Source organism: Achromobacter pestifer, assembly GCF_902859625.1.
GTDB lineage: Bacteria > Pseudomonadota > Gammaproteobacteria > Burkholderiales > Burkholderiaceae_B > Achromobacter > Achromobacter pestifer.
In genome coordinates, this window is sequence record NZ_CADIJX010000004.1 from 352,844 (window position 1) to 378,413 (window position 25,570).

A 25,570-nucleotide genomic window follows, 5' to 3' on the forward strand; every position below is an offset into this window, starting at 1 on the left:
TGGCTTGCTGGCTTCCGCACGCGGCGACGCCGTTTTTTCATTACAATGCAGTCCCTGCGCGTGCCCCGGCACGCCACGCCGGTGTAGCTCAGTTGGTAGAGCAGCTCACTTGTAATGAGAAGGTCGAGGGTTCGATTCCTTTCACCGGCACCAAATTCCCGTCTGACGTAGTACACGGTAGTACACGAAACCCGCACCAGCTAAGGCTTTGCGGGTTTTTTATCGTCTGGGATCGTCCAATGCTATCTATTGCCATACGCCCCCAAGCCCTACAGCTGGCCGACGGCGGGGGCCTTGATCGCATCTGGCGCTGAGCCCATGCAAGCCAAGCGAACGGCCAAACTGGCGGCGGCAAACTCGTTTGAGGCCGTGGCGCGGGGCCTGTACACGCTGCATGGGGGTGGAGCATGACCGCCCCCCGGCAATCGCATCAAGCAGGCGTGGCGTGCAGTCGAATACCCAGCGCTCGGACCACCTTCCAGATGGTGGCAAATTCAGGGTTGCCTTCACCGGACAGGGCGCGGTACAGGCTTTCACGCTTGACGCCAGTATCACGGGCAAGCTGAGTCATGCCGCGTGCCCGAGCGATGACGCCCAGCGCATGGGCGACGAATTTCGGATCGTCCCCGGCTTCATCAAGAACCGCGTCGAGGTAGGCCGCTACTTCTTCTTCGTTACGAAGATGGGCTGCGGAATCCCAGGGTCGTGTTTGAACTTTGGTCATGATTCACTCCAATTCAAGCGCTTTGGCAATGGCCTTAGCGTGCGTAATGTCGGCGCGCTGCGTCGTCTTGTCACCGCCGCACAGCAGCACCACCAGCACCGCGCCGCGCTGGGTGTAATAGACCCGGTAGCCTGGTCCGTAGTCGATACGCAATTCGGTAATTCCGCCGCCCACCGTTTTACTGTCGCCAGGGTTTCCCATCTCAAGCCGATCAATCCGTGCCTGGATACGGACCCTGGCGCGAATGTCACGCAACGCGGAGAACCAGTCATCAAAAGCAGCGGTAGTGCGAATGGATGGCATAGGATTACTGTAACCCATAAGAGACAGCCATACAATCCAATACCGTCTGACATCGTCTATGGCGGTATGGCGTTTCGAGCCCCTTTGCCTTATTCCCGCCTCGCTGCTGAGCCAGCCGCAGTCGGATGTGGAAAACCGAGATTCGATAGGTGGGCGACCGCCCCATGTGGGAATGGGGAGCGGGTCTAATGACTCGACAGAAAGTCATCTCCATGACTGACCACCCCCCTCGCACGTCTGCGCGCACCCCAATAGAATCAAGCAAAAAGCCCAACCTTCCGGTTGGGCTTTTTGCTTTTTCACGGCGATATTCCGCCCAAGAACGTCAGCCCAAGGGCGGCAGCATGTTGAACAGCAGGACCATGATCAGGCCCACCACGGCAACGATCGACTGCACCACCGAAATTGTCTTGGTGGCTTCGCCCATGGTCATGCCGAAGGATTCCTTCACCATCCAGAAGCCGGCATGGTTGGCGTAGTTGAAGAACAGCGACCCGCAACCGATCGACAACGCCAACAACGGCAGATTCAATGACGGGTCGGCGCCGGCCAGCGGCGCCAGCAAGCCGGCTGCCCCCACGATGCCGACCGTGGCCGACCCCGTGGATACCGACAGCAGCATGGCGATCAGCCAGCCCAGGATCAGCGGCGGAAACGCGAACTGCTGCGTCAGGTGCACGATGGCATCGCCGACTTTGGCACTGGTCAATACCTGCTGGAAAGCACCGCCGCCAGCGATGATCAGCATGATCCCGGCAATGGGCTTGAGGCTTTGGCCGAGCGCCTCGCGCAGTTTTTCCGCGTCGCCCCGGCGCATGAAGACCAGCGTGACGGCCGCGAACAGCACGCCCAGCAGCATGGCGACCACCGGATTGCCCAGGAAGGCGGCAACGTGCAACGCGCTGGATCCCTTCGGCAGCGACATCTCCGCCACGGCGTGCACCAGCATCAGCAAGGCAGGCAGCAGGGCAGCAAGAATGCCCAATCCGACACTGGGCACGTCCTGGCTCGCATCCGCTTCCTTGGAAGCGGTGAATTGTTCCAGCAAGGCCTCATCCGGACGGGTGGTCATGCGCGGAGCGATGAACGCGCCATACAGCGGACCACCAAACACCATGGCCGGCAGCGCGGCGATGAAGCCATAGATCATGGTCGGGCCGATCGTGGTCTTCAACGACGCGATGGCGGTCAGCGGGCCGGGATGCGGCGGCACCATGCCGTGCATGGCCGCCAGGGCCGCGATTACCGGCACGCCCACGTACACATAGGCAGACCCTTTGAAACGCTGCTGGCTTTCCAGCTTGCGTGCCACGCTGAAGATCAGCGGGAGCATCACGACCAGACCCACTTCAAAGAACATGGGAATGCCGATGACGAAAGCCACCAGCGTCATGGCCCAGGGGATCATGCGAGGAGAGGTGTGCCGCAAGATGGCATTGGCCAGGCGCTCGGTGGTGCCGGAATCCGCCAGGATCTTGCCCAGCATCGCGCCCAGGGCGATCACCACCCCCACCGCGCCCAGGGTCTTGCCCGCGCCGTCGGTCAGGTTTTTGACAATGGCCACCGGCTCCATGCCCGTGGCGAAACCGACGCCGATGGAGACGATCAAGAGCGCCAGCAGCGGATGCATGCGGATGCGCGAAACAATCAGTGCGACCAGCACCAGGACGCTTACCAGAGCGGTAAGCAACAATTGAATGTCGAACGATGACATGTATGAACCCAGAAAAAACAAGAGAGGTCGCGAACCTTCTGGGTGCCATCATAAGGGATCGGCCTTACAACTTGCCGCGCGGGCGGCGACGGTGGAAAGACGGGCAGTCGCCCCGATCCCCGATCAGGGCGCCACGAGCCGCCAATCCTTCAATCCGGCTTGATCCCCGCCGCCTTGATGATCGCCGCGTTGCGCTCTAGTTCCGTCTCTACCTTGCGGCGGAATGCGGCCGGATCCTGGTAGGTGGCGTCAAAGCCCAGCTCTTGCAGTTTGGCGCGGGTATCCGGTTCCGCCATCACCGCTTCGATTTCCTTGGACATGCGGGCGACGATGGGCGCGGGCGTGCCTTTGGGCATGACGACGCCGAACCAGGTCTCGAAGTCGTAGCCAGCCACGCCACTCTCCGCGACGGTGGGTACATCGGGCACGAGGGCCGAGCGCGCATGCCCCGTCAGCGCCACCGCGCGGACCTTGCCGGCCTTGATCTGGGGCAGGCCCGCCACCAGCGTGTCGATCGACAACGGAATCTGGTTGCCGATCAGGTCGGTCATGGCCGGGGCGCTGCCGCGGTAGGGCACGTGCAGCAATTTGGCGCCGGTGCGCTGGGCCAATGATTCGCCCGCCATGTGCGGGGTGGAGCCGTTGCCGAACGAGCCGAAGCTGAGCGGCTGCGTGGCGGACTGCTTCGTGATGTCGGCCATGGTGCCGATACCGGTCTGCGGATTCGTCAGAATCACGAACGGCGTGCTGCCGGCGACGGCGACATATTCGTAGCTCTTGATCGGGTCATAGTTCAGGTTCGGATACAGCAGCGGGTTCGACGTGAACGTCGGGGCGCCGGTGATCATCAGCGTGTAGCCGTCAGGCGCGGCGCGGGCGACGGCGGCGGCGCCGATGCCGGTGTTGGCGCCGGGCTTATTTTCAATGACGATTGTCTGGCCCAGGCGCGCTCCCAGCTTGACGGCAAAAAGCCGGCCGATGACGTCGGTGGATCCGCCGGGCGGGAACGGCACCACCATGGTGACCGGTTTTTCCGGATAGGCCTGGGCCGAGGTTATCAGCGGCATCGCAGCCAAGACGCACAGGGCTAAGGCGCGGGCGGCAGTGTGATTCATTGTTTTCCCCTTGTGTTGTTGGCGTAGTGGTCAGTGCGGCAGCACGGGCGCCTGGCGCCAATACTGCGTGGATTGTTCGAACGCGTGCGCCAGTTGCAGCAGCGCATGTTCCCGGCGATAGCGGCCCACGATCTGGATGCCGATGGGCAGACCCGCATCGCTGAAGCCGCAGGGCACCGAAATGGCCGGATGGCCGGTCAGCGACAGGTAATAGCCTGAACGCATCCAGTCGATGTAGTTGTGCATCGGCGTGCCTTCGATGCAGCTCACGGTCTCCTGTTCGACCGGGAACGGCAGTACCTGGCTCACCGGCCCGATCAGGAATTCGTAGTTCTGCATGAAGGCATGCATTCGCGCGAACAGGGCAGCGCGGTCGCGCTCGGCCTGTACGATGGCGGCGGCCGGTTGTTGCAGGCCCAGCTCGATGTTCCAGATGACGCTGTCCTTGAGCAGGTGCCTGTGCTCGCGCAGCACCGCTTCGTAGCCCACAGCGAAGGTTTGCCCGCGCAAGGCCTGGAAGGCGGCGTCCGCGCCGGTGAAATCCGGGCAGGCCGGTTCCACCTGGGCGCCCAGGTCCGCAAAGACCGGCAGTTGGCGCGCAAGCGCCTGCACCACTGCGGCTTGTACCGGCAGACCGCCCCACGTCGGCGCGTAGGCGATGCGCACGCCCTTGAAATCACGCGACAGGCTGTCCAGGAAGCGGGCAGGGTCCTGCTCGATGGCCAGCGGGTCGCGCGCATCCGCGCCCGCCGTGGCGGCAAGCAGCAGCGCCACATCGGCGACCGTGCGCGCCATGGGACCTGCGACGGTCAAGGCGTTGTACGGGCTGGCCGTGGGCCATTGCGGGACACGCCCCGGCGACGGTCGCAGGCCCACCACGTTGCAGAACGAGGCCGGGTTGCGCAGCGATCCCCCCATGTCCGTACCGTCGGCCAAGGGCGCCATGCGGGCGGCCAGGGCAGCAGCGGCGCCGCCGCTGCTGCCGCCGGCGGTCAGGCGCAGGTCGTAGGGATTGCGGGTGGCGCCAAATACCGGATTGAACGTCTGCGAACCGGCGCCGAACTCGGGCAGGTTGGTCTTGCCCAGCGTGATCGCCCCTGCCGCGCGCTCGCGGCTGACGATCAGGCTATCGCGCTCGGGCACGAAATCCCGATGCAGCGGCGACCCATAAGTGGTGCGTATGCCGGCCGTCAGGAAGGAATCCTTGTGCACGATGGGCAAGCCGTGCAGCAAGCCCAGCGGATGGCCGGCCGCCTGGCGCTCGTCGGCAAGCAGGGCGCGCGCCAGGGCGCCTTCGGCGTCCACGGTGACTACCGCATTCACCTGGGCGTTGCAGGCATCGATGCTCGCCAAGTGCGCAGCCGTCACGTCGCGAGCGCTGACATGGCCGGCGGCGATGTCAGCGCGCAGGGCTACGGCGGTCATTTCACAAAGGGAAGAAATCTGGGTCATGTATAGCCGCAATGTATTGCAATACGATATAAAGTATTGAATAATCAGCTTTATAGTGGGTATTCCGCCCCCGGACAATTCGGGGAAACTAGCGCTGCCCTCTGACGCCACCGCATCCGCTCTCTTGCGCCGCCCGGCACGGAACCTCATGACGACACGCCCGCCCCCCCTTGCCGCTACCGCCGCCGCTGATGCTGACGACCCCTTGTTTGTCGCGTCGCTGGAAAAGGGCATGCGCGTGCTGGACGCATTCCGCGACGCCTCGGACTCGCTAGGCCTGACCGACATCGCCACGGTCACAGGCTTGGGAAAAAGCGCCGCACAGCGCTTTATCCACACATGGGAGCGCATGGGCTACCTGATCAAGGACCCGGCCTCGCGCCGTTACCGCCTGGCGCCCCGCGTGGTGGAATTGGGCTACTTCTTCCTGCGCAGCGACCGGCTGGTATCCATGGCCGCGCCGCATCTGGTCGCACTGCGCGACCGCTGCGGCCTGGCCGTGCACCTGAGCGTGCTGGCCGGCGGCGACATGATCTATCTGCTGCGCCTGCCCAGCCGGCAATTGACCCTGGCCGAAATGCTGCCCGGCCGCCGCATGCCCGCGTGGTGCAACAGCGGCGGGCGCATGCTGCTGACCGCGCAAGACGATGACGCGATCCGCCAGGCGCTGCTGCGCGCGCCGCCGCGCGCGTTCACGCCACGCACGGTCGTCGACCCGGACGCCTTGCTGGCGATGATCCGCCAGGCCCGCGACGACGGCTACGCGCTGACCGAAGACCAGGTGCTGCAAAACCAGGTGGGCGCGGCGGTGCTGCTGCGCGACGCGCGGGACACGCCGCTGGCCGCGATCAGCGTGAGGGCGCCGCGCCACGACTATCCCAGCGACCGCTTGCTGAGCGATATCGTGCCGCAACTGTTCCGCACGGCACAGGCGATCCAGGACGCCTGATTGAAACTTTTCAGGCCGTTTTGCATTCTTCCGATTTTTTGTGCATAATTCGGCCCCTCTACCTGTTCCCCGATAGCTCAGTCGGTAGAGCGACGGACTGTTAATCCGCAGGTCGCTGGTTCGAGCCCAGCTCGGGGAGCCAAGAATTCAGCCGTGCATTTTTTATCCGCACTGCTCGCAGTACCCCTAAAAAAGCCCGCAACTTGTTTGCGGGCTTTTTGCATTGGAAGTTCGGAACGGGACGTCGGCACTTATGCGTCGGCGGCGCCCCCGTTTACCGGCCCAGTTGCCATGCCTTCCACAAAGCGTAGGATGACGCGCATCCCCTCCTGAAGCCACGTCGTCGCCTCCATGCGTTCCACGCGATCCCTGCCTGCCCTGGTCTCCCTGCGCGCTTTTGAAGCGGCTGCGCGACGCCTGAGCTTTTCGCTGGCCGCACAAGAACTCTTCGTCACGCAAAGCGCCGTCAGCCATCACATCCAGCGGCTGGAAAGCGAGTTAGGCGTTGCACTGTTCGAGCGCCGCACGCGCGCCGTGGCGCTGACACCTGCGGGACTCGCCTATTACGACCACGTGCATGCCGCCTTTGAATTGCTGCGGCAGGGCACCGACGCCATCCGCGCTCCCGCCGCGACACGTCGCACGCTCAAGGTGGGATTGCTGGCCTCGTTCGCCACGCGCTGGCTGGCGCCGCGCCTGCCTGCCTTCGCCGCCGCGCATCCGGACATCGACCTGCAATTGCAGCCCGACATCAGCCTGGCTGACGTAGCCGGTGGCGACGTGGATGTGGCGATCCGCTACGGCCGCGGCGGCTGGCCCGGCGTGGCATCGCGACTGCTGATGGCCGAACGACTGTCCGTCGTGTGCGCCCCCGCACTGATAGGCGGGCGCAAGCGGCCCCGCGCGCCAGACGATCTGCTGCGCTATCCCTTACTGGCCTCGCACGCCAAGCAACCCTTTGAATGGGACGCCTGGGCACGGCGCTTCGGCATGGACCTGGGCCGCGCCCAGACCGTGCATCTGCACGACTACAACATCGTTGTCGAAGCCGCCTTGGCGGGCCAGGGTCTGGCCATGGGCCGGCATCGCCTGATCGCCCCGCACCTGGCCAGCGGCGCGCTGGTGCAGGCGCTGCCTGGCACGGTGCTGGAAGACCCCCGCATCGGTTGGTGGTTCGTGGCCCCTCGCGGCGCCCTGGCGCCTGCGGTAAGGGCCTTGCACGACTGGCTGATCCAGGCGGCGTCGGCATCCGAAGACCCGGCCGCCGGCACGGACATTCACGGCACGTATTAGTTTTACTCATGCATGCCCTGCAAGAATTGATTGGTCATGCGCCGCCATGGCCGATAGCATCAAAGCTTGCCCTATCCGCTTACCTCCTTTACAGGTGAATCGACATGACCCGCACCATCTCCGGCCGCGTGGCCGAACTGGGCTACGCCCTGGAAGCCGCCTCGGCGCCCGCCGCCAACTACGTGCCGTTCGTCCAGGACGGCAACCTGCTCTATATCTCGGGCCAGATCTCGCGCCAGGGCGGCAAGCCCGCTTACCTGGGCCAGTTGGGCAACCAGGTGTCTGACGCCGATGGCGTCGCGGCCGCCAAGCTGTCCAGCCTGGGCATCCTGTCGCAGATCGCGGCAGCCACCGGCGACCGCCTGGACCGCGTGGCGCGCGTCGTGCGCCTGGGTGTATTCGTGGCCAGCACGCCTGACTTCAACCGCCAGAGCGCCATCGCCAACGGCGCATCCGACCTGATGGTGGACGTGTTTGGCGATGCCGGCCGCCATGCGCGCAGCGCCGTCGGCGTGGCGTCCCTGCCCCAGGGCGTGTCCGTGGAAGTCGAGGCCGTCATCGCCTTGACGCCCGCCTGATCGTCGACGGCCATGCCCGCCCCGCTGACCCCTGACGCCGTCCACGCGCTGCGCGCCCGGACGCCCGGCACGCAAAGCAGTGTCCACTTCAATCACGCGGGTTCGTCCTTGCCCTCATCCGGCACGCTGGATGCGATATACGCGCATCTACAGCGCGAAGCCGCGCTGGGTCCGATGGAAGCCGGCGTGGCCGCGCGCGCGCTGACCGAAAACGCCCGCACACTGGCAGCCAGGCTGCTGAACGCCCAGCCCGAGGAAATCGCGCTGACCACCGGTAATTCCCCCGGCTGGGGCGCGGCCTTCGCGGCGCTGGCGCCGTGGCGGCCCGGCGACCGCATCCTTGTCGGCCGCCATGAATGGGGCGGCAACCTGGCCGCCATGCGCTTGCGTGCCGAACGTGCGGGCGCCGTGCTCGAAACCATCCCGTCCGATGACAGCGGCTGCGTGGACGCGGAGGCGCTTGCCGGCATGCTCGACGACCGCGTGCGCCTGATCGCCCTGACGTGGCTACCCGCCAACGGCGGCCTGATCAATCCCGCCGCCGCCGTCGGCCTGGTGGCGCGACGTCATGGCGTCCCGTATTTCGTGGACGCGGCGCAAGCAGTCGGCCAACTGCCCGTGGACGTGGCGGAGATCGGTTGCGATGTCTTGAGCGGCGCCGGCCGCAAAGCCTTGCGCGGCCCGCGTGGCACCGGCCTGCTGTACGTGCGGCGCGATTTCCTGGACCAGCTCACGCCTGCCTTCGTCGATACGCATTCCGCCCCCTTGGGCGCGGACGGCCAGCCCCAATTGCGTCCCGACGCCGCCCGCCTGGAATCCGCCGAGAACTCGCTGGCGCTGCGCTGCGGGTTGGCCAATGCGTTGCAAGAAGCGCTGGATATCGGATTGGAGGTCATTCGCGCCACCATTGACGCGCGGGCCCGGACCCTGCGCGCCGAACTGGCGGCCATCCCGGGCCTGACCGTGCTGGATCAAGGCCGGGAGCAATCCGGCCTGGTGTCCTTCAACCTGGCCGGCCACGAGGCCCCCGCCGTGCAACGCGCCCTGGCGGCGCAAGGCATCACCATCGGCAGCAACGGCGTGCCCTACACGCCGCTGGACATGCAGGCGCGCGGCCTGACGCAGATCGCGCGCGCCTCGGTCAGCTATCTGACGAGCGATGCCGAGCTTGCCCGCCTGCTGGATGGGCTACGACAACTGGCCCGTTAGCATCCGGCTCATGCCGCCGCGCGACGCATGAACGGCGACCATTTCGTGAAGACGAGCAGGTTGCCGAACATCACCAGCGCCAGGCCCGCGAAGGCCGATGGCGTCCACTGATAGCCTTCGGCCACCGTCGACACGCTCAGCGCCACCACGGGGAACAACACGGTGCAATAGGCGGCGCGAGCCGGCCCCATGCGCCCGACCAAGGTCAGATAGGCGGTGAATCCGATCACCGAGCCGGGAATGGCCAGGTAGAGCAGAGCGCCCACATAGGGCGTCGATGTGTCGAACTGGAAAGGCAGGCCCGCCACCACGCAACCCGCCAACAGGATCGACGCGCCGTACAGCATGCTGTAGGCGTTGCCCGTCAGCGGCCGGATGCCGGCGCGCTGCTGCAACGAGGACAGCATGTTGCCGGTGGAAAAGCAGAACGTGCCCAGCAAGGCAAAACCCAATCCCAGCAGCGTCTCGTGGCTGGCCTGCTGGCTGGCAAGCTCGGGCCAGAACAGCAACACCAGGCCAGCAAAGCCAACGCCGCCGGCCAGCATCACGCGCGACGCGACGCGCGTGCCGAACCACAACCGCGCATTCAGCGCATTCCACAACGTCGCGGCGGAAAACACCACCGATACCAGGCCGCTGGGAATCCACTGCGTGGCGGTATAGAAGCACAGGAAATTCAGACAGAACAAGCACAGGCCCTGACCCACGCAGAGCCAATGGCCGCGCCGATCCAGCGTCTGCAATTTGCGGGTCAACAGCAGGGCGGCAAACAGCACCAGGCCCGCCAGCGCGAAGCGGTAGAAGATGGACACGGGGATGGCCACCACGCCCAGCTGCAACTTGATGGCGATCCAGGTGGTGCCCCAGATCACGACCGTCAGGAAATACAGGAAGAGATTCACGATGCCATCAGCAAGAAAAAGGGGTCATGGAACAGGTCGGCCGAACATGAAGCCGTGGGCTGCGAGTGTGCGCCGCCGCGGCTAGCCGGAATTGCCGGATCTTGCGGTTTTTACGCAGACTCGCGCGCGCCGCGCGTGAGATCGCAGTAGCATTTCAGTCCTATGGGCACCATCGCCTCGGCCCCGGCCGATTTCTCCGTCTTCCGCACCCTGTCGCGCTCCACCGCCACCCTGGAACGCGCGTCGCCCCTTGGCGAAGGCATGGCCATTTCGCAATGGGGCCGCAGCGCCAACGAGACGCTGGGCTACGACACCCCCGGCCATCACACGCTGTCGCTGTACCTGCACGGCGGCGATAAATCCTTCCGCGTGGGCCAGGACGCACTTCACGGCGGCGCCGGCAAGTTCTGCGTGCTGCCCGCCGAACACTATTCGCGCTGGTGCATGAAGGACACCGTGCATTTCCTGCACTTGTACATCGCACCCGAACGCCTGGCGCGCGAAGCCATCATGCGGCTGGACTGCGAACCTCGCACGCTGGAACTGCGCGACCGCACTTATATCCAGGACGACTCGCTAAGCGACGTCTGCCGCCAGTTGCTGGGCACCGACTGGTCGCAGCCAGCGGATCGGCTGGCGGCCAGCAGCGCGGCGGAAACCGTGCTGCACCACCTGCTGAATCAAGGCGTGGCGCGCAAGGCGGCGCACGCCGCCCGTGGCGGCCTGGCGCCCGCCGTGCGCCGACGCATCATGGACTACATCGATACGCATCTGCACGAACCGCTGACCCTGGATCAACTGGCGGGGGTGGCGGCGCTGTCCACCTACCACTTTGCCCGCATGTTCCACACCTCGTTCGGCGAACCGCCGCACGCCTGGGTACGCGGACGCCGCCTGGCACATGCACGAGGCCTGCTGGCGACGGGCAAAGGCGACCTGGCCGGCATTGCCCAGGCCAGCGGCTTCGGCAACGCCAGCCACCTGTCCCGAGTGTTCCGCGACGCCATTGGCGTCACGCCCGGCCAGTACCGCAGCGCACGCCGCCCGCACTGAACACGGCGGCTGTCCGGCCCCGTTTCCCGACCTGCCCGGTCTACAATGACGCATCGCCCTTAGCGGCCTGACGCCGCGGCCCGCCCGCGCTTGCCCCCACCGCGATGCCGTCTTCGCCCTCTCGCGATTCCAATCCCGTGGCCGGCCCCGCCACTGCGCGTCCGTTGCGCGCACATTGGCTGGCCGAACTCATCCGCCTGCGCGAAACCCATTGGGGCCCCCTGGACGATGCCGATGCCGTCCGGCGCGTGCGACAGCTGGACTCCGACCTGCCGTCGCGCATCCTGGCCCGCGCCGATCTCCTGGCGCAACGCGAAAACCTGACCCCGCTCGTTGATGCCTGGCGCCGCAGCGCTCGGGGCATCCTGGCCGTGCTGTTCGTGCTGGCCTTGATGTCCGGCATCGCCGTCGCCCTGGGTGCGCTGGGCGACGGGTCGCGGCCGGTCAACGTGCTGTGGGCGCTGGGCGCCTTGCTTGGCCTGCACGTGTTGACCTTCCTGTTGTGGCTGGCCAGTTTCCTGCTCAGACCCTCCGCCGTGACCGGGCTGGGCCGCCTCTGGCTGTGGGCCACCCGCAAGCTGGCCCGCGGACCCGACGGCGCCCTGGTGCCGCAGGCCTTCCTCAACCTGCTGGCCCGCGCCGGCGCCTTGCGCTGGCTTTTCGGCGCCATCAGTCATCTGTTGTGGCTGACGGCGCTATGCGCCGCGCTGGCGGCCTTGCTGGTGGTGCTGTCCACGGCCAGCTACCGCTTCATCTGGGCCACGACGCTGTTAACGCCCGACACCTTCGTCTGGCTCACGCAGGCCATCGGCTGGCTGCCCGCGCACCTGGGTTTCCCCATGCCCGACGCCGCCATCATCCGTGCCAGCGACGGCGTCCAAACGCTGTCCGCCGACGCTCAGGTGCAATGGGCGCAATGGCTGATCGGCGTGTTCGTCGTCTATGGCATTCTGCCGCGTCTATTGGCAGGCGCGCTCTGCGTGGCCACCACCCTGCGTGCCCTGCGAAACCTGCGCATCGACCCCACGCTGGCCGGTTTCTCGCCGCTGCGCGATCGCCTTGAACCCCCGGCGCAATCCACCGGCATCGACCGGCCGGTGGACCCGCTGCACGAACCGCGCGTCGCCATGCCATCGCTGGCCGGATTGGCGGGCCAACCCGTGCTGCTGGGCCTGGAATTGCCCTCCGACCTGACCTGGCCGCCCGCCGAGGTATCTCCCGGCATCCAAATGGCCGGCAACCTGGACACGCGCGAAGAACGCAACCGGGTATTGGACGCGCTGTCCCAGGCAGTCGCCTCGCGCCTGCTGATTGCCTGCGACGCCCGCCAGACTCCCGACCGTGGCACCTTGTCCCTGATCGCCGAATTGTCCGCCCATGCCCAGACCACCCGTGTCTGGCTCATCACCCCGTCGGCCGCCGCGGATGCGCCCGACGCGGGCACGCGCGCCGCAGTGTGGCGCGAACGGCTGCTGGCACTGGGGCTACCCGCTAACGCCATTCTGCAAACCCCCGCCGCGCCGCTGACGTGGCTGGAGACCGGCCATGACTGACGGCGTCATCAAGATCGCGGTGGTTGGCCACACCAACACCGGCAAGACCTCATTGCTGCGTACGCTCACGCGCGACACCGCCTTCGGCGACGTGGCCGACAGCCCCGGCACCACTCGCCACGTCGAAGGCGCGCGGCTACGCCTGGAAGGCCGTCCCGTGCTGGAATGGTTCGACACCCCGGGCATGGAAGACAGCATCGCCTTGCTGGAATACCTGGAACGGCTGGGCAGCCCCGACGAACGGCTGGACGGCCCGGCACGTGTCCGCCGCTTCCTGGACACCCCTGAAGCCCACGGCCGCTACGAACAGGAAGCCCGCGTTCTGACAAAGATGTTGGACTGCGACGCGGCGCTCTATGTGATCGACGCGCGCGATCCCGTGCTGGGCAAGCATCGCGACGAACTCTCCATCCTGGCCGCTTGCGGCCGGCCCTTGTTGCCCGTGCTGAATTTCGTGAACGCGCCCGCGCACCGTGCCGACGAATGGCGCGGCGCGATGGCCCGGCTGGGCCTGCATGCGGTCGTGGAATTCGACACCGTGGCGCCGCCACTCGATGCCGAGCAACAGCTGTACGCCAAATTGGGCGTGTTGCTGGACCGGCATGCAGCCGCGTTGACTCGGCTGTCGGACAGTCTGTCCGCGCAACGCCGCGAACGTCACGCCGCCGCCTACGAACTGTTGGCCGATCTCCTGGTCGACGTCGCCGCGCTACGCCTGTCCAGCCCTAGCGACGACGCCACGCTTGCCGCCGCATCAAACCAATTGCGCGATCAGGTCCGCCAGCGCGAACAGACTTGCGTGAACGCCTTGTTGGCACTCTATAACTTCCGTCCGTCTGATATCACTGACGACGTGTTGCCGCTGCAAGGCGAACGCTGGGGCATGGATTTGTTCCATCCCCAAGCGCTGAAAGACATGGGCGTTCAAGTCGGCATGGGCGCTGCCGCCGGCGCGATGGCGGGCGCCGCGGTCGACCTGTTCAGCGCAGGGCTCAGCCTGGGCACCGGCATGCTGATCGGCGCTGCCGCAGGCGGACTGTGGCAGGGCGTTGAAAAGCTGGGCAAGCGCGTCGCCGGCAAGCTGCGGGGATGGCGCGAGATCAGCGTGGACGACGCCGTGCTGCGCTTGCTGGCCTTGCGCCAGCGGCAATTGATCGACGCACTGGAACGCCGTGGCCATGCGGCGCGCAAGCCCTTGACGCTAGCCCTTCCGGATGAGGAAGCCTGGCGCAAGGGCCCGTTGCCCGAGGCATTGAAAGAAGCGCGCAGCCGACCGGAATGGTCCGCGCTGGGCAAACACCATGAAGACAGCGACCGCAGGAAGCGCATCGTCCACGAGTTGGCGAAAACCCTTGCCGCCACGCCTGAGCCAGACGCCTGACCCTTGCGCCGCTTGCCGCGCGGAACGCACCATTCAAGGCATACGGCAAGCAAGTACTAACCCCAATCCAAACCGATTGACGCTTAAACGAATCGATCTATAAGATTCGTTTTGCATTGGCGAGGTCCGTCCCCGCCATGACAATCACAAGGGGTTGGGTCTATCGTGAAGTCGAAGTCCTCGGCAGTGATTCCCGGCATCGCCCTCAACGGCCAGGGCGCAGTTCGCGCCGCGCGCCAACCGGCCCCGCACCGTCTTTCGTCGTAAGCAGCAAACCCGAGCCCCGGATCCCGATCGGGCCGGGGCCCTGTCACTTCTGTCGCGCGATCCGCGCACCACACGGAGCACGAGGGCTATGCGTACTTTTCCCCACCTAAAGCAAGTGGCGCTGGCAGCTGCGGTTGCCGCATCCCTGGCGTTCAGCGCCGGCGCGGCCGCCAAGACCTTCCATTGGTCCTATCAAGGCGACGCCACGTCGATGGACCCGATGGCGCTGAACGAAACCTTCACGCTGGGCTTCCAGGGCAACATCTACGAAACGCTGGCAGGTTACGACGGCAACCTGAAACTGACGCCTTTGCTGGCCGAAAGCTGGGAAAACCCCGAGCCCACCAAATGGGTCTTCAAGCTGCGCAAAGGCGTGAAGTTCCATGACGGATCGCCGTTCACGGCGGACGACGTCATCTTCTCCTGGAAGCGCAGCCTGACGCCCGGCTCCGACATGAAGGGCTACGGCGCCAAGGCTTCCGACATCAAGAAGGTGGACGACTACACCATTGAAGTCACGACCCCCACGCCCAACCCCATCCTGCCGCGCGAATGGGTGTTCCTGTACATCATGAGCAAGTCGTGGTCCGAGAAGAACAAGACCACCGAAGCCACCAACGTCAAGGGCGACAACCAAGGCAACTACGCCAACCTGAACGCCAACGGCACCGGTCCCTTCATGCTGGTTTCGCGTCAACCGGACGTGAAGACGGTGCTCAAGCGCTATGACGGCTACTGGAACAAGGACATCAAGACCAACGTCGACGAGGTCATCTTCCAGCCAATCACGCAGGAAGCCACGCGCGTGGCCGCCTTGATCTCGGGCGAAATGGACCTGGTGCAACCCGTGCCCGTGCAGGACTGGAAGCGCCTGGAAGACGCCAAGGGCGTGAAACCGCTGACCGCGCCGGAAGCGCGCGCCATCTTCATCGGCATGGACCAGGACCGCGACGAACTGCTGTTCTCGGACGTCAAGGGCAAGAACCCCTTCAAGGATCCGAAGGTGCGCGAAGCCGTCGTGCTGGCCGTGGACACCAAGGCCATCAACGAGAAGATCATGCGCGGCGCGGCCAAGCCGTTGGGCTCGCTGGTCGCCACCGCCATCAACGGTTATGCCGATTCCTATGGCGCACCGTACAAGCCCGATCCCGAACGGGCCAAGAAGCTGCTGGCCGAAGCAGGCTATCCCAAGGGCTTCACGGTAACGATGGACTGCCCGAACGATCGCTACGTCAATGACGAAAAGGTCTGCCAGGCGGTCGCCGGCATGCTGGCTCGCGTGGGCATCAAGATCAACCTGCTGGCGCAGACCAAGTCCAAGTACTTCGGCAAGATCCTGCTGCAAGCGGGCAACCAGACCAGCATGTACATGCTGGGCTGGACGCCCAGTTCCACCGACGCGCACAACGCGCTGCTGAACCTGGCTGCCTGCCGCGACGCGAAAACCGCCGCGGGTCAATTCAACCTGGGCGGCTACTGCAACAAGAAGGTGGACGACCTGACCAACAGGATCGGCGTCGAAACGGATCAGACCAAGCGCAACGCCATGATCAAGGAAGCCTTCGAGATCGTGCGCGCCGACTTCGGCTATCTGCCGCTGCACCAGCAACCCATGTCCTGGGGCGTGAAGGACAACATCAAGGTCATCCAGCGCGCCGACGACGTGCTCGACCTGCGCGACGTTGTGTTGCCGTAGACCGTTGTCGTGATCTCCTGACGATGTGAGCCCCGGGCGGCAGAAGCCGCCCGGGCGCGCCCGGCCCAGCCCCGCTTCCCGCTTGCACCGGAAACGCGGCCCGGCGTTATCTGCAAACGAGGGCACTCCATAATGCTTTCCTTTATTGCGCAACGACTTATCCAGTCGGTGCTGGTGATGTTGACGGTGGCGCTGATCGCGTTCTCCATGTTCCGCTATGTAGGCGACCCGATCGCCAGCATGGTCGGCCAGGACACCACGCCTGAACAACGCGAACAGTTGCGCGTGGATCTCGGCCTGGACGATCCCTTTGTCGTGCAATTCGCGCGCTTCGTCTCCAACGCGGCGCAGGGCGATTTCGGCATCTCGTACCGTCAGCGCCGCCCAGTCAGCGAGCTGCTTGAAGAGCGCATGCCCGCCACGCTGGAACTGTCCTTCGTCTCGGCCGTCATGGCGCTGGCGCTGGGTATACCGATGGGCATCTACACTGCCCTCAAGCGGCACGGCGTCCTGTCCAAGGCGTTCATGGCGATCTCGCTGGCCGGGATCTCGCTGCCCACGTTCCTGATCGGCATCCTGCTGATCCTGGTCTTCGGCGTGCAACTGCGATGGCTGCCCAGCTTCGGGCGCGGCGACGTGGTCAGCCTGGGGTGGTGGACCACCGGCTTCCTGACCAAATCAGGATGGCTGGCGCTGATCATGCCGGCGATCACGCTGGCGCTCTTCCAGATGACCTTGATCATGCGCCTGGTGCGCGCCGAAATGCTGGAGGTGCTGCGTGCCGACTTCATCAAATTCGCGCGCGCCCGCGGCCTGCCGGAACGGTTGATCAATTTCCGCCATGCCTTGAAGAACACGCTGGTGCCCGTCATCACCATCACGGGGTTGCAACTGGGTTCCATCATCGCGTTCGCCATCATCACGGAAACGGTGTTCCAGTGGCCAGGCATGGGGCTGTTGTTCATCCAGGCGATCAGCATGGTCGACATCCCGGTCATGGCGGCCTACCTGGTCTTGATCGCCTTCATGTTCGTGGTGATCAATCTGGTCGTCGATCTGCTGTATTTCGCCGTGGACCCGCGTCTGCGCGTGCAGAGCAAATGAGAAATTGCCCCCACGCCGCGCCTTCGGCTTGCTGCCCCCCAAGGGGGCGCTTTTTACCTTGGGACGGCCCGGCGGTAAAAAATAGCCCCCACGCCGCGCCTTCGGCTTGCTGCCCCCCGAGGGGGTGCTTTTTACCTTGGGACGGCCCAGCGGTAAAAAATAGCCCCCACGCCGCGCCTTCGGCTTGCTGCCCCCGAAGGGGCGCGGAGAAAAAGGAAATCACATGATTGCTCGCATCGCTCCCTTCTTTTCCCGCGCGGCCGACAGCGACCTCTGGCACAGCTTCAAGCGTTCGCCTGGCGCCATCATCGCGGCAAGCGTCACGCTGGCCATTCTGCTGGGCGCGTTGTTCGCGCCCGTCGTCGCGCCGCACAACCCCTTCGACCTGGCGTCCTTGAGCATCATGGACGCCAACACGCCGCCTGCCTGGGAAGAGGGCGGCAGCCCCGACTTCCTGTTGGGCACCGACGACCAGGGCCGCGACATCCTGTCGGCCGTGCTGTACGGGTCGCGCGTGTCGCTGCTGGTGGGCTTTGCCTCGGTGCTGTTCTCGATGGTGCTGGGCGTCACGCTGGGGCTCATCAGCGGCTATGCCGGCGGCCGCATCGACAGCTTCATCATGCGCATCGCCGACGTGCAGCTATCGTTTCCAGCCATCCTGGTGGCGCTGCTGATCGACGGCGTGGCGCGCGGCGTCCTGCCGCGCGACATGCACGACCAGTTGGCGCTGTATGTGCTGATCTTCGCCATCGGCATCTCGGGCTGGGTGCAGTACGCCCGCACCGTGCGCGGTTCCACGCTGGTGGAACGCAACAAGGAATACGTGCAGGCGGCGCGCTTGATCGGCATCGGCCCCATCACCATCCTGCGCCGCCACATCCTGCCCAACGTCATGGGCCCGGTGCTGGTCATCGCCACCATCCACCTGGCGATCGCCATCATCACCGAGGCCACGCTGTCGTTCCTGGGCGTGGGCGTGCCGGTCACGTCGCCGTCGCTCGGCACCTTGATCCGCATCGGCAACAGCTACCTGTTCTCGGGCATGTGGTGGATATCGATCTTCCCCGGCATTGCGCTGGTGGCGCTGGTGCTATCAGTCAACCTGCTGGGCGACTGGCTGCGCGACGCGCTCAACCCCAAGCTGCGCTGAGGACGTCATGGCACTGTTGAACATCGAAGACATTCGCATTGAATTCCCCAGCCGCCGCGGCACTCTCGTCGCGGTGGACGGCGTATCGCTGGCTCTCGAGAAAGGCGAAATCCTGGGCGTAGTGGGCGAATCGGGCGCCGGCAAGTCCACCATCGGCAACGCGGTGATCGGCCTGCTGGAAGCGCCCGGACGCCTGGCCGGCGGCTCGGTGCTGCTGAACGGAGAACGCATCGACACGCTGACGCCCGCGCAACAGCGCAAAGTGCGCGGGCGCCGCATCGGCATGATCTTCCAAGATCCGCTGACCTCGCTGGACCCGCTGCAAACGGTGGAAAGCCAGCTGGTCGAAACCATGCAAGTCCACTTGAACCTGGCGCACGCCGAAGCCAAGAAGCGCGCGGTGCAGCTGCTGGTGCAAGTCGGCATCGACCAGCCCGAACTTCGCGTCAAGCAGTACCCGCACCAGTTCTCTGGCGGCATGCGCCAGCGCGTGGTGATTGCGCTGGCCCTGTGCTGCGAGCCCGAGGTGATCATTGCCGACGAGCCCACCACCGCCCTGGACGTGTCCATCCAGGCTCAGATCCTGGAACTCTTGAAGAAGCTGTGCCGCGAAGAGCAGGTGGGCATGATCATCATCACGCACGACATGGGCGTGATCGCGGACGTGACGGATCGCGTGGCGGTGCTGTATCACGGCAAGCTTGTCGAGCAAGGTCCCACGTCCAAGATCCTGGGCGACCCCGACCATCCCTACACCCGCAGCCTGATTTCGGCCGTGCCGCGCCCGGACATCAAGCTCAAGCGCTTTCCGCTGGTCACGTACATCGAAGACGTGAAGACGCCGGCCCAGCCCCTGGACCTGGCCACGCACTGGCTGGGCCAACGGCGCGACTTCGGCGCGCATACCGACGGCCCGCTGGTGCAGGTGCGTGATCTCTCCATGCGCTTTGTGCTCAAGAACGCACTGTTCAAGCGCAACCAACGCACGCTGGACGCGGTCAAGCGCGTGAACTTCTCCATTGGCGAAGGCGAAGTCTTCGGGCTGGTCGGTGAATCCGGCTCGGGAAAGTCCACGGTGGCGCGGTTGATCTCGGGGTTGTACACGCCATCGGAAGGGTCGGTCACGTTCGGCGGCACGGACCTGACCGCGCTCAAGGGCGAAAAACAGCTCAATCCGTTCCGACGCCAGATCCAGATGATCTTCCAGGATCCGTTCTCGTCGCTCAACCCGCGCATGCGCGTGCTGGACATCGTTGCCGAGCCCATCCGCTTTCATAAGCTTGCCGCGTCCGAAGCCGAAACGCGCCGCATCGTGGCCGACCTCCTGGATGTCGTGGGTCTGGGCGACCGTGCGGCAGAACGCTTCCCGCACGAATTCTCGGGTGGCCAGCGCCAGCGCATCTGCATCGCCCGCGCATTGGCCACGCGCCCCCGCTTCCTGATCTGCGACGAACCCACTTCCGCGCTGGACGTGTCGATCCAGGCGCAGATCCTGAACCTGCTGAAAGACCTGCAAGAAGAACTGGGCCTGACCATGCTCTTCATCAGCCATGACCTGCCAGTGATCCGCCAGATGTGCGACCGCGTGGGCGTGATGCGCTACGGCGAACTGCTGGAAGTGGCCGAAACGGAAAGCCTGTTCGACCACCCCCAACACCCTTACAGCCAACACCTGCTTGGACTGATGCCCCGCCTGCAATCCATGTCCCGCGAGGGGCTGGACGTGGTGGGCTGAGGCCCGGGCGCAACCGGAGCGAGACATGGCGGCGACACGACAGACCCTCTTCATCGGCGGTCAGGTATTCGATGGCGAAGGCAAGGCATTGCAAGACCACGGTGTGCTGGTCGAAGGCGACCGGGTGGCGCGCGTGGCGCCGGCGGGCGAATTCGAAGGCTATGCCGGCATGCGGATCAACACCACCGGGATGACGCTGATGCCCAGCCTGGCGGATTGCCATGTCCACCTGGTCTACACCGGCAGCGCCGATCCCAACGCGCAGCTCAGCAAACAAGGCCCGGCACAAATCACGCTGACCGCGCTGGAGAACGCGCAGGCCAGCTTGCGCGGCGGCGTCACGGCGCTGCGCGATTGCGGCGGCAAGGACTATCTGGAATTCGGCGTGCGCGACGCGATTGCGCGCGGTGTGTTTCCCGGCCCCACCATCAAGGCCTCGGGACGCATCATCTGCATGACGGGCGGGCACGGCAACCGCATCGGCCGCGTAGCCGATGGCTGTGAAGATGTGATCAAGGCCGTGCGCGAACAGGTACACGCTGGCTGCGACCTGGTGAAGATCATGGCAACCGGCGGCGTCATGACGCCCGGCGTCAGCCCCATGGACGCGCACTACAGCTTCGATGAAATGAAAGCCGGCGTGCACGAAGCCAAGCGCTTCCGCAAAAGCACCGCCAGTCATGCACAAGGCACCCAAGGCATCTTGAACGCGGTGCGAGCAGGCATCGATTCAATCGAACACGGCATCTTCATGGACGACGATTGCCTGCGCGAAATGCTGGAGGCCGAAACCTATCTGGTGCCCACCATCGCAGCGGTACGCAACATCATCGCCAACGCCGACAACGGCATCCCGGCCTACGCGGTGGAAAAGGCGCGCGCGGTGGAGCAGCGCCACCGTGAATCGTTCCAGATGTATTACAAGGCGGGCGGACGCATCGCGATGGGCACGGACGCCGGCACGCCGTTCAACCTGCATGGCGAAAACGCGATGGAACTGGCCTACATGGTGGAGTTCGGCATGACGCCCGTGGACGCACTGATCGCCGGCACCTCGCGCGGCCATGACCTCATGGGCCTGGACCAGCACGGCGTCGTCGCCGAGGGCAAGGTGGCCGACCTGCTGCTGGTGCAGGGCGACCCCACCGAAGACATCCTGAAAGCCGCCGACAAGCGCTTCCACGTGGCGGTGCTGCGCAATGGAGTGCTGGCGGCAGGGGCCTTGCCGTTCTGACAGTCAGGCCCGGCGGTCATCGTCCCGGCATGAAAAAAACCGCCGCGCCCAGGGCGCGGCGGCTTTTGACTTTGCGTGGCTTGAAACTGCCCGCGCTTAGCGCGCGCCGCCCATGGCGCCGCTCATCACCATCATCAGGAACTGCTCAACCGGCATCTTCTTGCCGTTGAAGTCGACTTGGCCGTCGGCGTAGTTCAGGTACGTCACGATGTTGTTGTTCTCGACCTTGGCCATGCCCATGGCGGTTGCCATGGTGCCAACCATTTCGGCCTGGCCCTTGGCGGTCTTTTCGGCCTGATCAGCCGGCACGCCGCGCATTTGCGGTTCGATGGCCATCAGATCGGTCAGGTTGCCCTTGGACAGCACCAGCTTGGCATCCAGCTTGCGAACAGCCTGCGTCAGCGTATCGGCGAATTCACCGTCCATGGACGCCGGCTTGGCCAGATCCAGATTCAGGTTGAACGTGGACGTGCCGTTGGTGGTGCGCACTTCCAGCGGCGACACCGCCAAGGTCGGGTTACCAGCCAACAACAGCTCGACGTTGGTCTTGAGAATCTGCTTTTCTTCCGGCGTGAATTCCGGCGTCTGCTGGTCGCCCTGGCTTTGCATCATGCGACGCGAAGAGGCTTCATAAACGTCGTTCAGCGCCTTGAACGCCTTGGCGTCCAGCTTCTGCACATCCACGGTCAACTTCATGCCGGCCATGTCCTTGGCCTGCACGTTGATCATGCCGAAGTCCAACGCCATCTTGACGCCCATGGCCGAACCGGCTTCCGTCATGTCGACGGCAACCGAGGTGTCCTTGAACTGAACCGGCGGCTTTTCCTTGGAGGTGATCGTCCAGTCCTTGAACATCACCTTCTGGTTGCCCACGAACAAGTCGTTCGACGTCGGCGTCATGTCGCTGGTCAGCGTGATGCCTTGCAAGGTCATGCTGACGATGTCGCTGCTGTCCGACTGGCCGGCCAGGACCAGCTTGTCCGTCTTCATCTCGACGACGCTGTGCTTGCTGCCCATGGCGTATTCGACGTTGCCGGTCATGCCCGAGAAGCTCAGGTTGGTGTCGCCCTTGGCCACTTCCACCGGCGCCAGGTTGAACTTGCCCGTGATGTTCTTGGCGTAGCTGACGCTGTAATGGCCGGTCAGGGGCGTTGCGCCCTTGGCGGCAACAAACCAATCCTTGACGGCCGGCGTCTCTTCCAGCGCGAAGTCGCTGGCCACCATCGCCGGAGCGAAGGAACCGGACTTCAGGTTCGACAGCGGCAGGGGACCATGCGACAGGTGCTCGACAAACAGCACATCGCGATCCACGGCAGGCTTGCCTTCGCTAGCGGGCAGGGTGAACTTCACGCGGTAACGCGCGGTGGAGGAAAACACGCCGCGCTCAAACGACACCAGTTCAACGTTGGAGGCGATGCCCCACTTGGCGTTGACGGTCTTCAGGCCTTCATTGGCGTTGGCGATCGACTGATTGAGGAAGTCCTCGGCCTTCTGGCCCGTGTACCAGGCCGTGCCGGTCCAGACCGCGCCCAGGGCAACGACAATACCCACTAATGCCGATTTCTTCATAGCAATCCTTTATTCTTCAAATGGATATAAGCGCACGGATTATAGGGAGTGCCGCCTAGGGAAAACACTTATTTCGTGCATAGGCGATGCAATATGTTACTTGGTGATACCGCATTGCGAAAAAACCACCGGTGCTGCAATGCCACATCAGCTACAATCACCCCGTGTGCTTTGCCAATCTGCACACGTCCGCTAGGCCCTTCGCTGCCAAGCTTCGCCCATCAGGGCGCTTCCCTTTTCTCCTTATTCGTCCGCCTGGATTGGAGTCTCTCAACTTGAGCGACGGGCTGCCGCTGGAGTTGTTTTGACTACCTCTTCCCCTTTTGCCGACCTCGGGCTGGCTGATTCCCTGTTGCGCGCTATTGCCGACACCGGCTATACCGCACCCACCCCCATTCAAGCCCAGGCCATTCCGCAAGTGCTGAAAGGTGGCGACCTGCTGGCCGCCGCACAGACCGGCACCGGCAAGACCGCCGGCTTCACGCTGCCGATTCTGCACCTGCTGATGCAGCAGAAGCCTGAATTGCGCAAGCCCGGCCGTCCCCGTTGCCTGATCCTGACCCCGACGCGCGAATTGACCGCGCAGGTCGCGGAATCGGTCCAGACCTACGGCAAATACACCTCGCTGACGTCCATGGTGATGTTCGGCGGCGTCAACATCAACCCCCAGATCTCCGCGCTGCGCAAGCCGCTGGACATCCTGGTGGCCACCCCCGGCCGCCTGCTGGACCACTGCGGCCAGAAGACGGTGGACCTGTCGGGCGTGGAAATCCTGGTGCTGGACGAAGCCGACCGCATGCTGGACATGGGCTTCATCCGCGACATCCGCAAGATCCTCGCGCTGCTGCCCAAGCAACGCCAGAACCTGCTGTTCTCGGCCACGTTCTCGGACGAGATCCGCACGCTGGCGCGCGGCGTTCTGAACAACCCGGGCGAAGTCTCGGTCACCCCGCGCAACACCGCCACCGAACTGGTCACCCAGACGGTGCACATGGTGGAACAGCACCACAAGCGCGATCTGATCAGCCACATCATCCGTGAAAGCGGCTGGCACCAGGTGCTGGTCTTCACGCGCACCAAGCACGGCGCCAACCGCCTGGCTGAGAAGCTGGTCAAGGACGGCCTGACCGCCGCCGCGATCCACGGCAACAAGAGCCAATCGGCCCGCACCCGCGCGCTGGCCGGCTTCAAGGACAGCACCGTGACGGTCCTGGTGGCGACCGACATCGCCGCCCGTGGCCTGGACATCGACCAGTTGCCCCAGGTCGTGAACTTTGAATTGCCCAACGTGCCGGAAGACTACGTGCACCGTATCGGCCGCACGGGCCGTGCCGGCTCGACGGGTGCTGCGGTATCGCTGGTCGACAACAGCGAAATCAAGCTGTTGAAGGACATCGAGCGCCTGATCAAGAAGACGATCGAGCGCAAGCCCGTGGAAGGCTGGACCCCGTCCGCCACCAGCGCGGCGGCTTTCGAGCGTCAGGAACGTGACGAAGACGCCCGCAGCCCGCGCGGCGGCAACCGCAATGGCGGCCGTGGCGGCAACGCGGGCCGTGGCAATGGTGGTGGCGGCAATGCCGGCGCCGGCCGTTCGTCGCGTCCCGCTCAAGGCCAACCTCGCGCCGCTGCCGGCGGCCGCGCGCCTGCGCCGGCCCGTGCCGGTGGTGACGGCCGTGGCAATGGCGGTTCGCGTGACGGCAAGCCCGCTGACCGTCCGGCTCACGCCGGCCGTGGCGAAAGCCGCCCGCAGCAAAGCCAGCGCCGTCCGGAAGGGGCATCGCGTCCTGCCGGCAACGGTGGTGCGGGGCGCCCGGCGGGCGGCTCGCGCGGCGCATTGCTGAGCAAGTAATCCCAAGCAGGTAATATCACCGCCACACCCCGAATCCTGCGATCCAAGGACCCGCGCCATCATGCCCTTATCCACCTGGTTGACGTTCTTCCTGGCCTCCTGGGCCATTTCGTTCTCACCAGGCGCGGGCGCGATCTCTGCCATGTCCTCTGGACTGAAGTACGGCTTTGCACGTGGCTACTGGAACACGGCCGGCCTCATCATGGGCATCCTGTTCCAGTTCGTCGTCGTGGCCGTGGGGTTGGGTGCGGTGCTGGCCACGTCCGAAATGGCCTTCAATGTGGTCAAGTACCTGGGCGTGGCCTATCTGATCTATCTGGGTGTGCGTCAGATCCGCACCGATGCCGCGCCTGTCGCGGTCGATTCGGGCGATCCCAAGCAAGCCTCGATCCGGGAACTCGTCATGCGCGGCTTCCTGATCAACACCATGAACCCCAAGGGCACGGTGTTCCTGCTGGCCGTGGTGCCGCAGTTCGTCGACACCGCGCTGCCGCTCACGCCGCAGTACGCGGCGCTGGCGGGCACCCTGGCGTTTACCGACCTGGTGGCCATGGGCGTGTACACGCTGCTGGCGGCGCGTGTGTTGCGCCTGCTTCGCGACGCCAAGCACATCCGCTGGATGAACCGCACCTTCGGTTCGTTGTTCATCCTGGCCGGTGTCTTCCTGGCGTCGTTCCGCCGCCACTCCTGAATCTTCAGGCCCGGGGCACGCGCTGGCAACGGCGCGTGCCCCGCGCTTT

At 65.0% G+C, this 25,570-nt stretch carries 21 protein-coding genes and 2 tRNA genes; 16 read left to right on the forward strand and 7 right to left on the reverse strand.

Translation table 11 applies throughout. The features are described 5' to 3' along the window. The first annotated feature begins 77 nt into the window (after positions 1–77). Positions 78–153, forward strand: a tRNA-Thr gene (locus HV753_RS17415). A 277-nt stretch (positions 154–430) separates the two neighbouring features. Here HV753_RS17415 and HV753_RS17420 read toward each other — a convergent pair. The 5 genes from HV753_RS17420 to HV753_RS17440 all read right to left on the reverse strand — a co-directional run bounded on the left by HV753_RS17420 (position 431) and on the right by HV753_RS17440 (position 5,308). After that, complete coding sequence (locus HV753_RS17420) at positions 431–724, reverse strand: addiction module antidote protein (protein ID WP_175175752.1); 294 nt, start codon at positions 722–724, stop codon at positions 431–433. A gap of 3 nt (positions 725–727) precedes the next feature. Then, entirely contained in the window at positions 728–1,045 is a 318-nt protein-coding gene (locus tag HV753_RS17425; protein WP_175175753.1) for a type II toxin-antitoxin system RelE/ParE family toxin, read from the reverse strand. Positions 1,046–1,352: 307 nt separating this feature from the next. Next, positions 1,353–2,741, reverse strand: a complete 1,389-nt coding sequence (locus HV753_RS17430; RefSeq protein ID WP_175175755.1) for a GntP family permease — start codon at positions 2,739–2,741, stop codon at positions 1,353–1,355. 149 nt (positions 2,742–2,890) lie between these two features. Next, positions 2,891–3,856, reverse strand: coding sequence for a Bug family tripartite tricarboxylate transporter substrate binding protein (locus HV753_RS17435; RefSeq protein WP_175175757.1), 966 nt, complete (start codon positions 3,854–3,856; stop codon positions 2,891–2,893). Between the two features lie 30 nt (positions 3,857–3,886). Next, a complete protein-coding gene (locus HV753_RS17440; protein WP_175175758.1) occupies positions 3,887–5,308 on the reverse strand; it encodes an amidase in 1,422 nt (473 codons plus the stop codon). Between the two features lie 148 nt (positions 5,309–5,456). Between HV753_RS17440 and HV753_RS17445 the strand changes: the two genes are divergently transcribed. From HV753_RS17445 to HV753_RS17465, 5 genes are all read left to right on the forward strand, one after another. Beyond that, positions 5,457–6,257 (forward strand): IclR family transcriptional regulator, encoded by an 801-nt coding sequence (locus HV753_RS17445; RefSeq protein WP_175175759.1) that lies wholly within the window; start codon positions 5,457–5,459, stop codon positions 6,255–6,257. A 66-nt stretch (positions 6,258–6,323) separates the two neighbouring features. Then, positions 6,324–6,399: transfer RNA gene (locus HV753_RS17450), tRNA-Asn, on the forward strand. A gap of 209 nt (positions 6,400–6,608) precedes the next feature. Beyond that, entirely contained in the window at positions 6,609–7,550 is a 942-nt protein-coding gene (gene gcvA, locus HV753_RS17455) for a transcriptional regulator GcvA (RefSeq protein ID WP_175175761.1), read from the forward strand. A gap of 104 nt (positions 7,551–7,654) precedes the next feature. Beyond that, positions 7,655–8,128: a RidA family protein gene (locus tag HV753_RS17460; protein WP_175175763.1), complete on the forward strand. Its 474-nt coding sequence runs from the start codon at positions 7,655–7,657 to the stop codon at positions 8,126–8,128. Between the two features lie 12 nt (positions 8,129–8,140). Beyond that, positions 8,141–9,337, forward strand: coding sequence for an aminotransferase class V-fold PLP-dependent enzyme (locus HV753_RS17465; protein WP_175175765.1), 1,197 nt, complete (start codon positions 8,141–8,143; stop codon positions 9,335–9,337). An 8-nt stretch (positions 9,338–9,345) separates the two neighbouring features. Here HV753_RS17465 and HV753_RS17470 read toward each other — a convergent pair whose 3' ends face one another. Beyond that, on the reverse strand, positions 9,346–10,239 hold the full coding sequence (locus HV753_RS17470) for a DMT family transporter (RefSeq protein WP_175175766.1): 894 nt from the start codon (positions 10,237–10,239) through the stop codon (positions 9,346–9,348). A 162-nt stretch (positions 10,240–10,401) separates the two neighbouring features. On the opposite strand from HV753_RS17470, the gene HV753_RS17475 reads away from it, so the two are divergent. The 8 genes from HV753_RS17475 to HV753_RS17510 all read left to right on the forward strand — a co-directional run bounded on the left by HV753_RS17475 (position 10,402) and on the right by HV753_RS17510 (position 21,412). Beyond that, entirely contained in the window at positions 10,402–11,292 is an 891-nt protein-coding gene (locus HV753_RS17475; protein ID WP_175175767.1) for a helix-turn-helix domain-containing protein, read from the forward strand. A 104-nt stretch (positions 11,293–11,396) separates the two neighbouring features. Next, positions 11,397–12,845 carry a DUF2868 domain-containing protein gene (locus tag HV753_RS17480; protein WP_175175768.1) on the forward strand — a complete coding sequence of 483 codons (1,449 nt, stop codon included), beginning with the start codon at positions 11,397–11,399 and terminating at the stop codon, positions 12,843–12,845. Beyond that, a complete protein-coding gene (locus HV753_RS17485) occupies positions 12,838–14,226 on the forward strand; it encodes a GTPase/DUF3482 domain-containing protein (protein WP_175175769.1) in 1,389 nt (462 codons plus the stop codon). Before HV753_RS17480 ends, HV753_RS17485 begins: the two co-directional genes overlap by 8 nt. 355 nt (positions 14,227–14,581) lie before the next feature. Then, positions 14,582–16,189: an ABC transporter substrate-binding protein gene (locus HV753_RS17490; protein WP_175175771.1), complete on the forward strand. Its 1,608-nt coding sequence runs from the start codon at positions 14,582–14,584 to the stop codon at positions 16,187–16,189. Positions 16,190–16,321: 132 nt separating this feature from the next. Next, the gene (locus tag HV753_RS17495) at positions 16,322–17,293 is read left to right on the forward strand and encodes an ABC transporter permease (RefSeq protein ID WP_175175773.1); all 972 of its coding nucleotides are present in this window, start codon (positions 16,322–16,324) and stop codon (positions 17,291–17,293) included. A gap of 223 nt (positions 17,294–17,516) precedes the next feature. Further along, the gene (locus HV753_RS17500; RefSeq protein WP_175175775.1) at positions 17,517–18,443 is read left to right on the forward strand and encodes an ABC transporter permease; all 927 of its coding nucleotides are present in this window, start codon (positions 17,517–17,519) and stop codon (positions 18,441–18,443) included. Between the two features lie 7 nt (positions 18,444–18,450). Beyond that, a complete protein-coding gene (locus tag HV753_RS17505) occupies positions 18,451–20,178 on the forward strand; it encodes an ABC transporter ATP-binding protein (protein ID WP_175175776.1) in 1,728 nt (575 codons plus the stop codon). A 25-nt stretch (positions 20,179–20,203) separates the two neighbouring features. After that, positions 20,204–21,412, forward strand: a complete 1,209-nt coding sequence (locus HV753_RS17510) for a metal-dependent hydrolase family protein (RefSeq protein WP_175175777.1) — start codon at positions 20,204–20,206, stop codon at positions 21,410–21,412. A gap of 96 nt (positions 21,413–21,508) precedes the next feature. Here the strand turns inward: HV753_RS17510 and HV753_RS17515 are convergent, their stop codons facing one another. Continuing rightward, the gene (locus HV753_RS17515) at positions 21,509–22,981 is read right to left on the reverse strand and encodes a YdgA family protein (RefSeq protein ID WP_175175778.1); all 1,473 of its coding nucleotides are present in this window, start codon (positions 22,979–22,981) and stop codon (positions 21,509–21,511) included. Between the two features lie 304 nt (positions 22,982–23,285). On the opposite strand from HV753_RS17515, the gene HV753_RS17520 reads away from it, so the two are divergent. Continuing rightward, positions 23,286–24,830, forward strand: coding sequence for a DEAD/DEAH box helicase (locus tag HV753_RS17520; RefSeq protein ID WP_175175780.1), 1,545 nt, complete (start codon positions 23,286–23,288; stop codon positions 24,828–24,830). Between the two features lie 61 nt (positions 24,831–24,891). Beyond that, positions 24,892–25,521 (forward strand): LysE family translocator, encoded by a 630-nt coding sequence (locus HV753_RS17525; RefSeq protein ID WP_175175781.1) that lies wholly within the window; start codon positions 24,892–24,894, stop codon positions 25,519–25,521. The last annotated feature ends 49 nt before the right edge of the window (positions 25,522–25,570 follow it).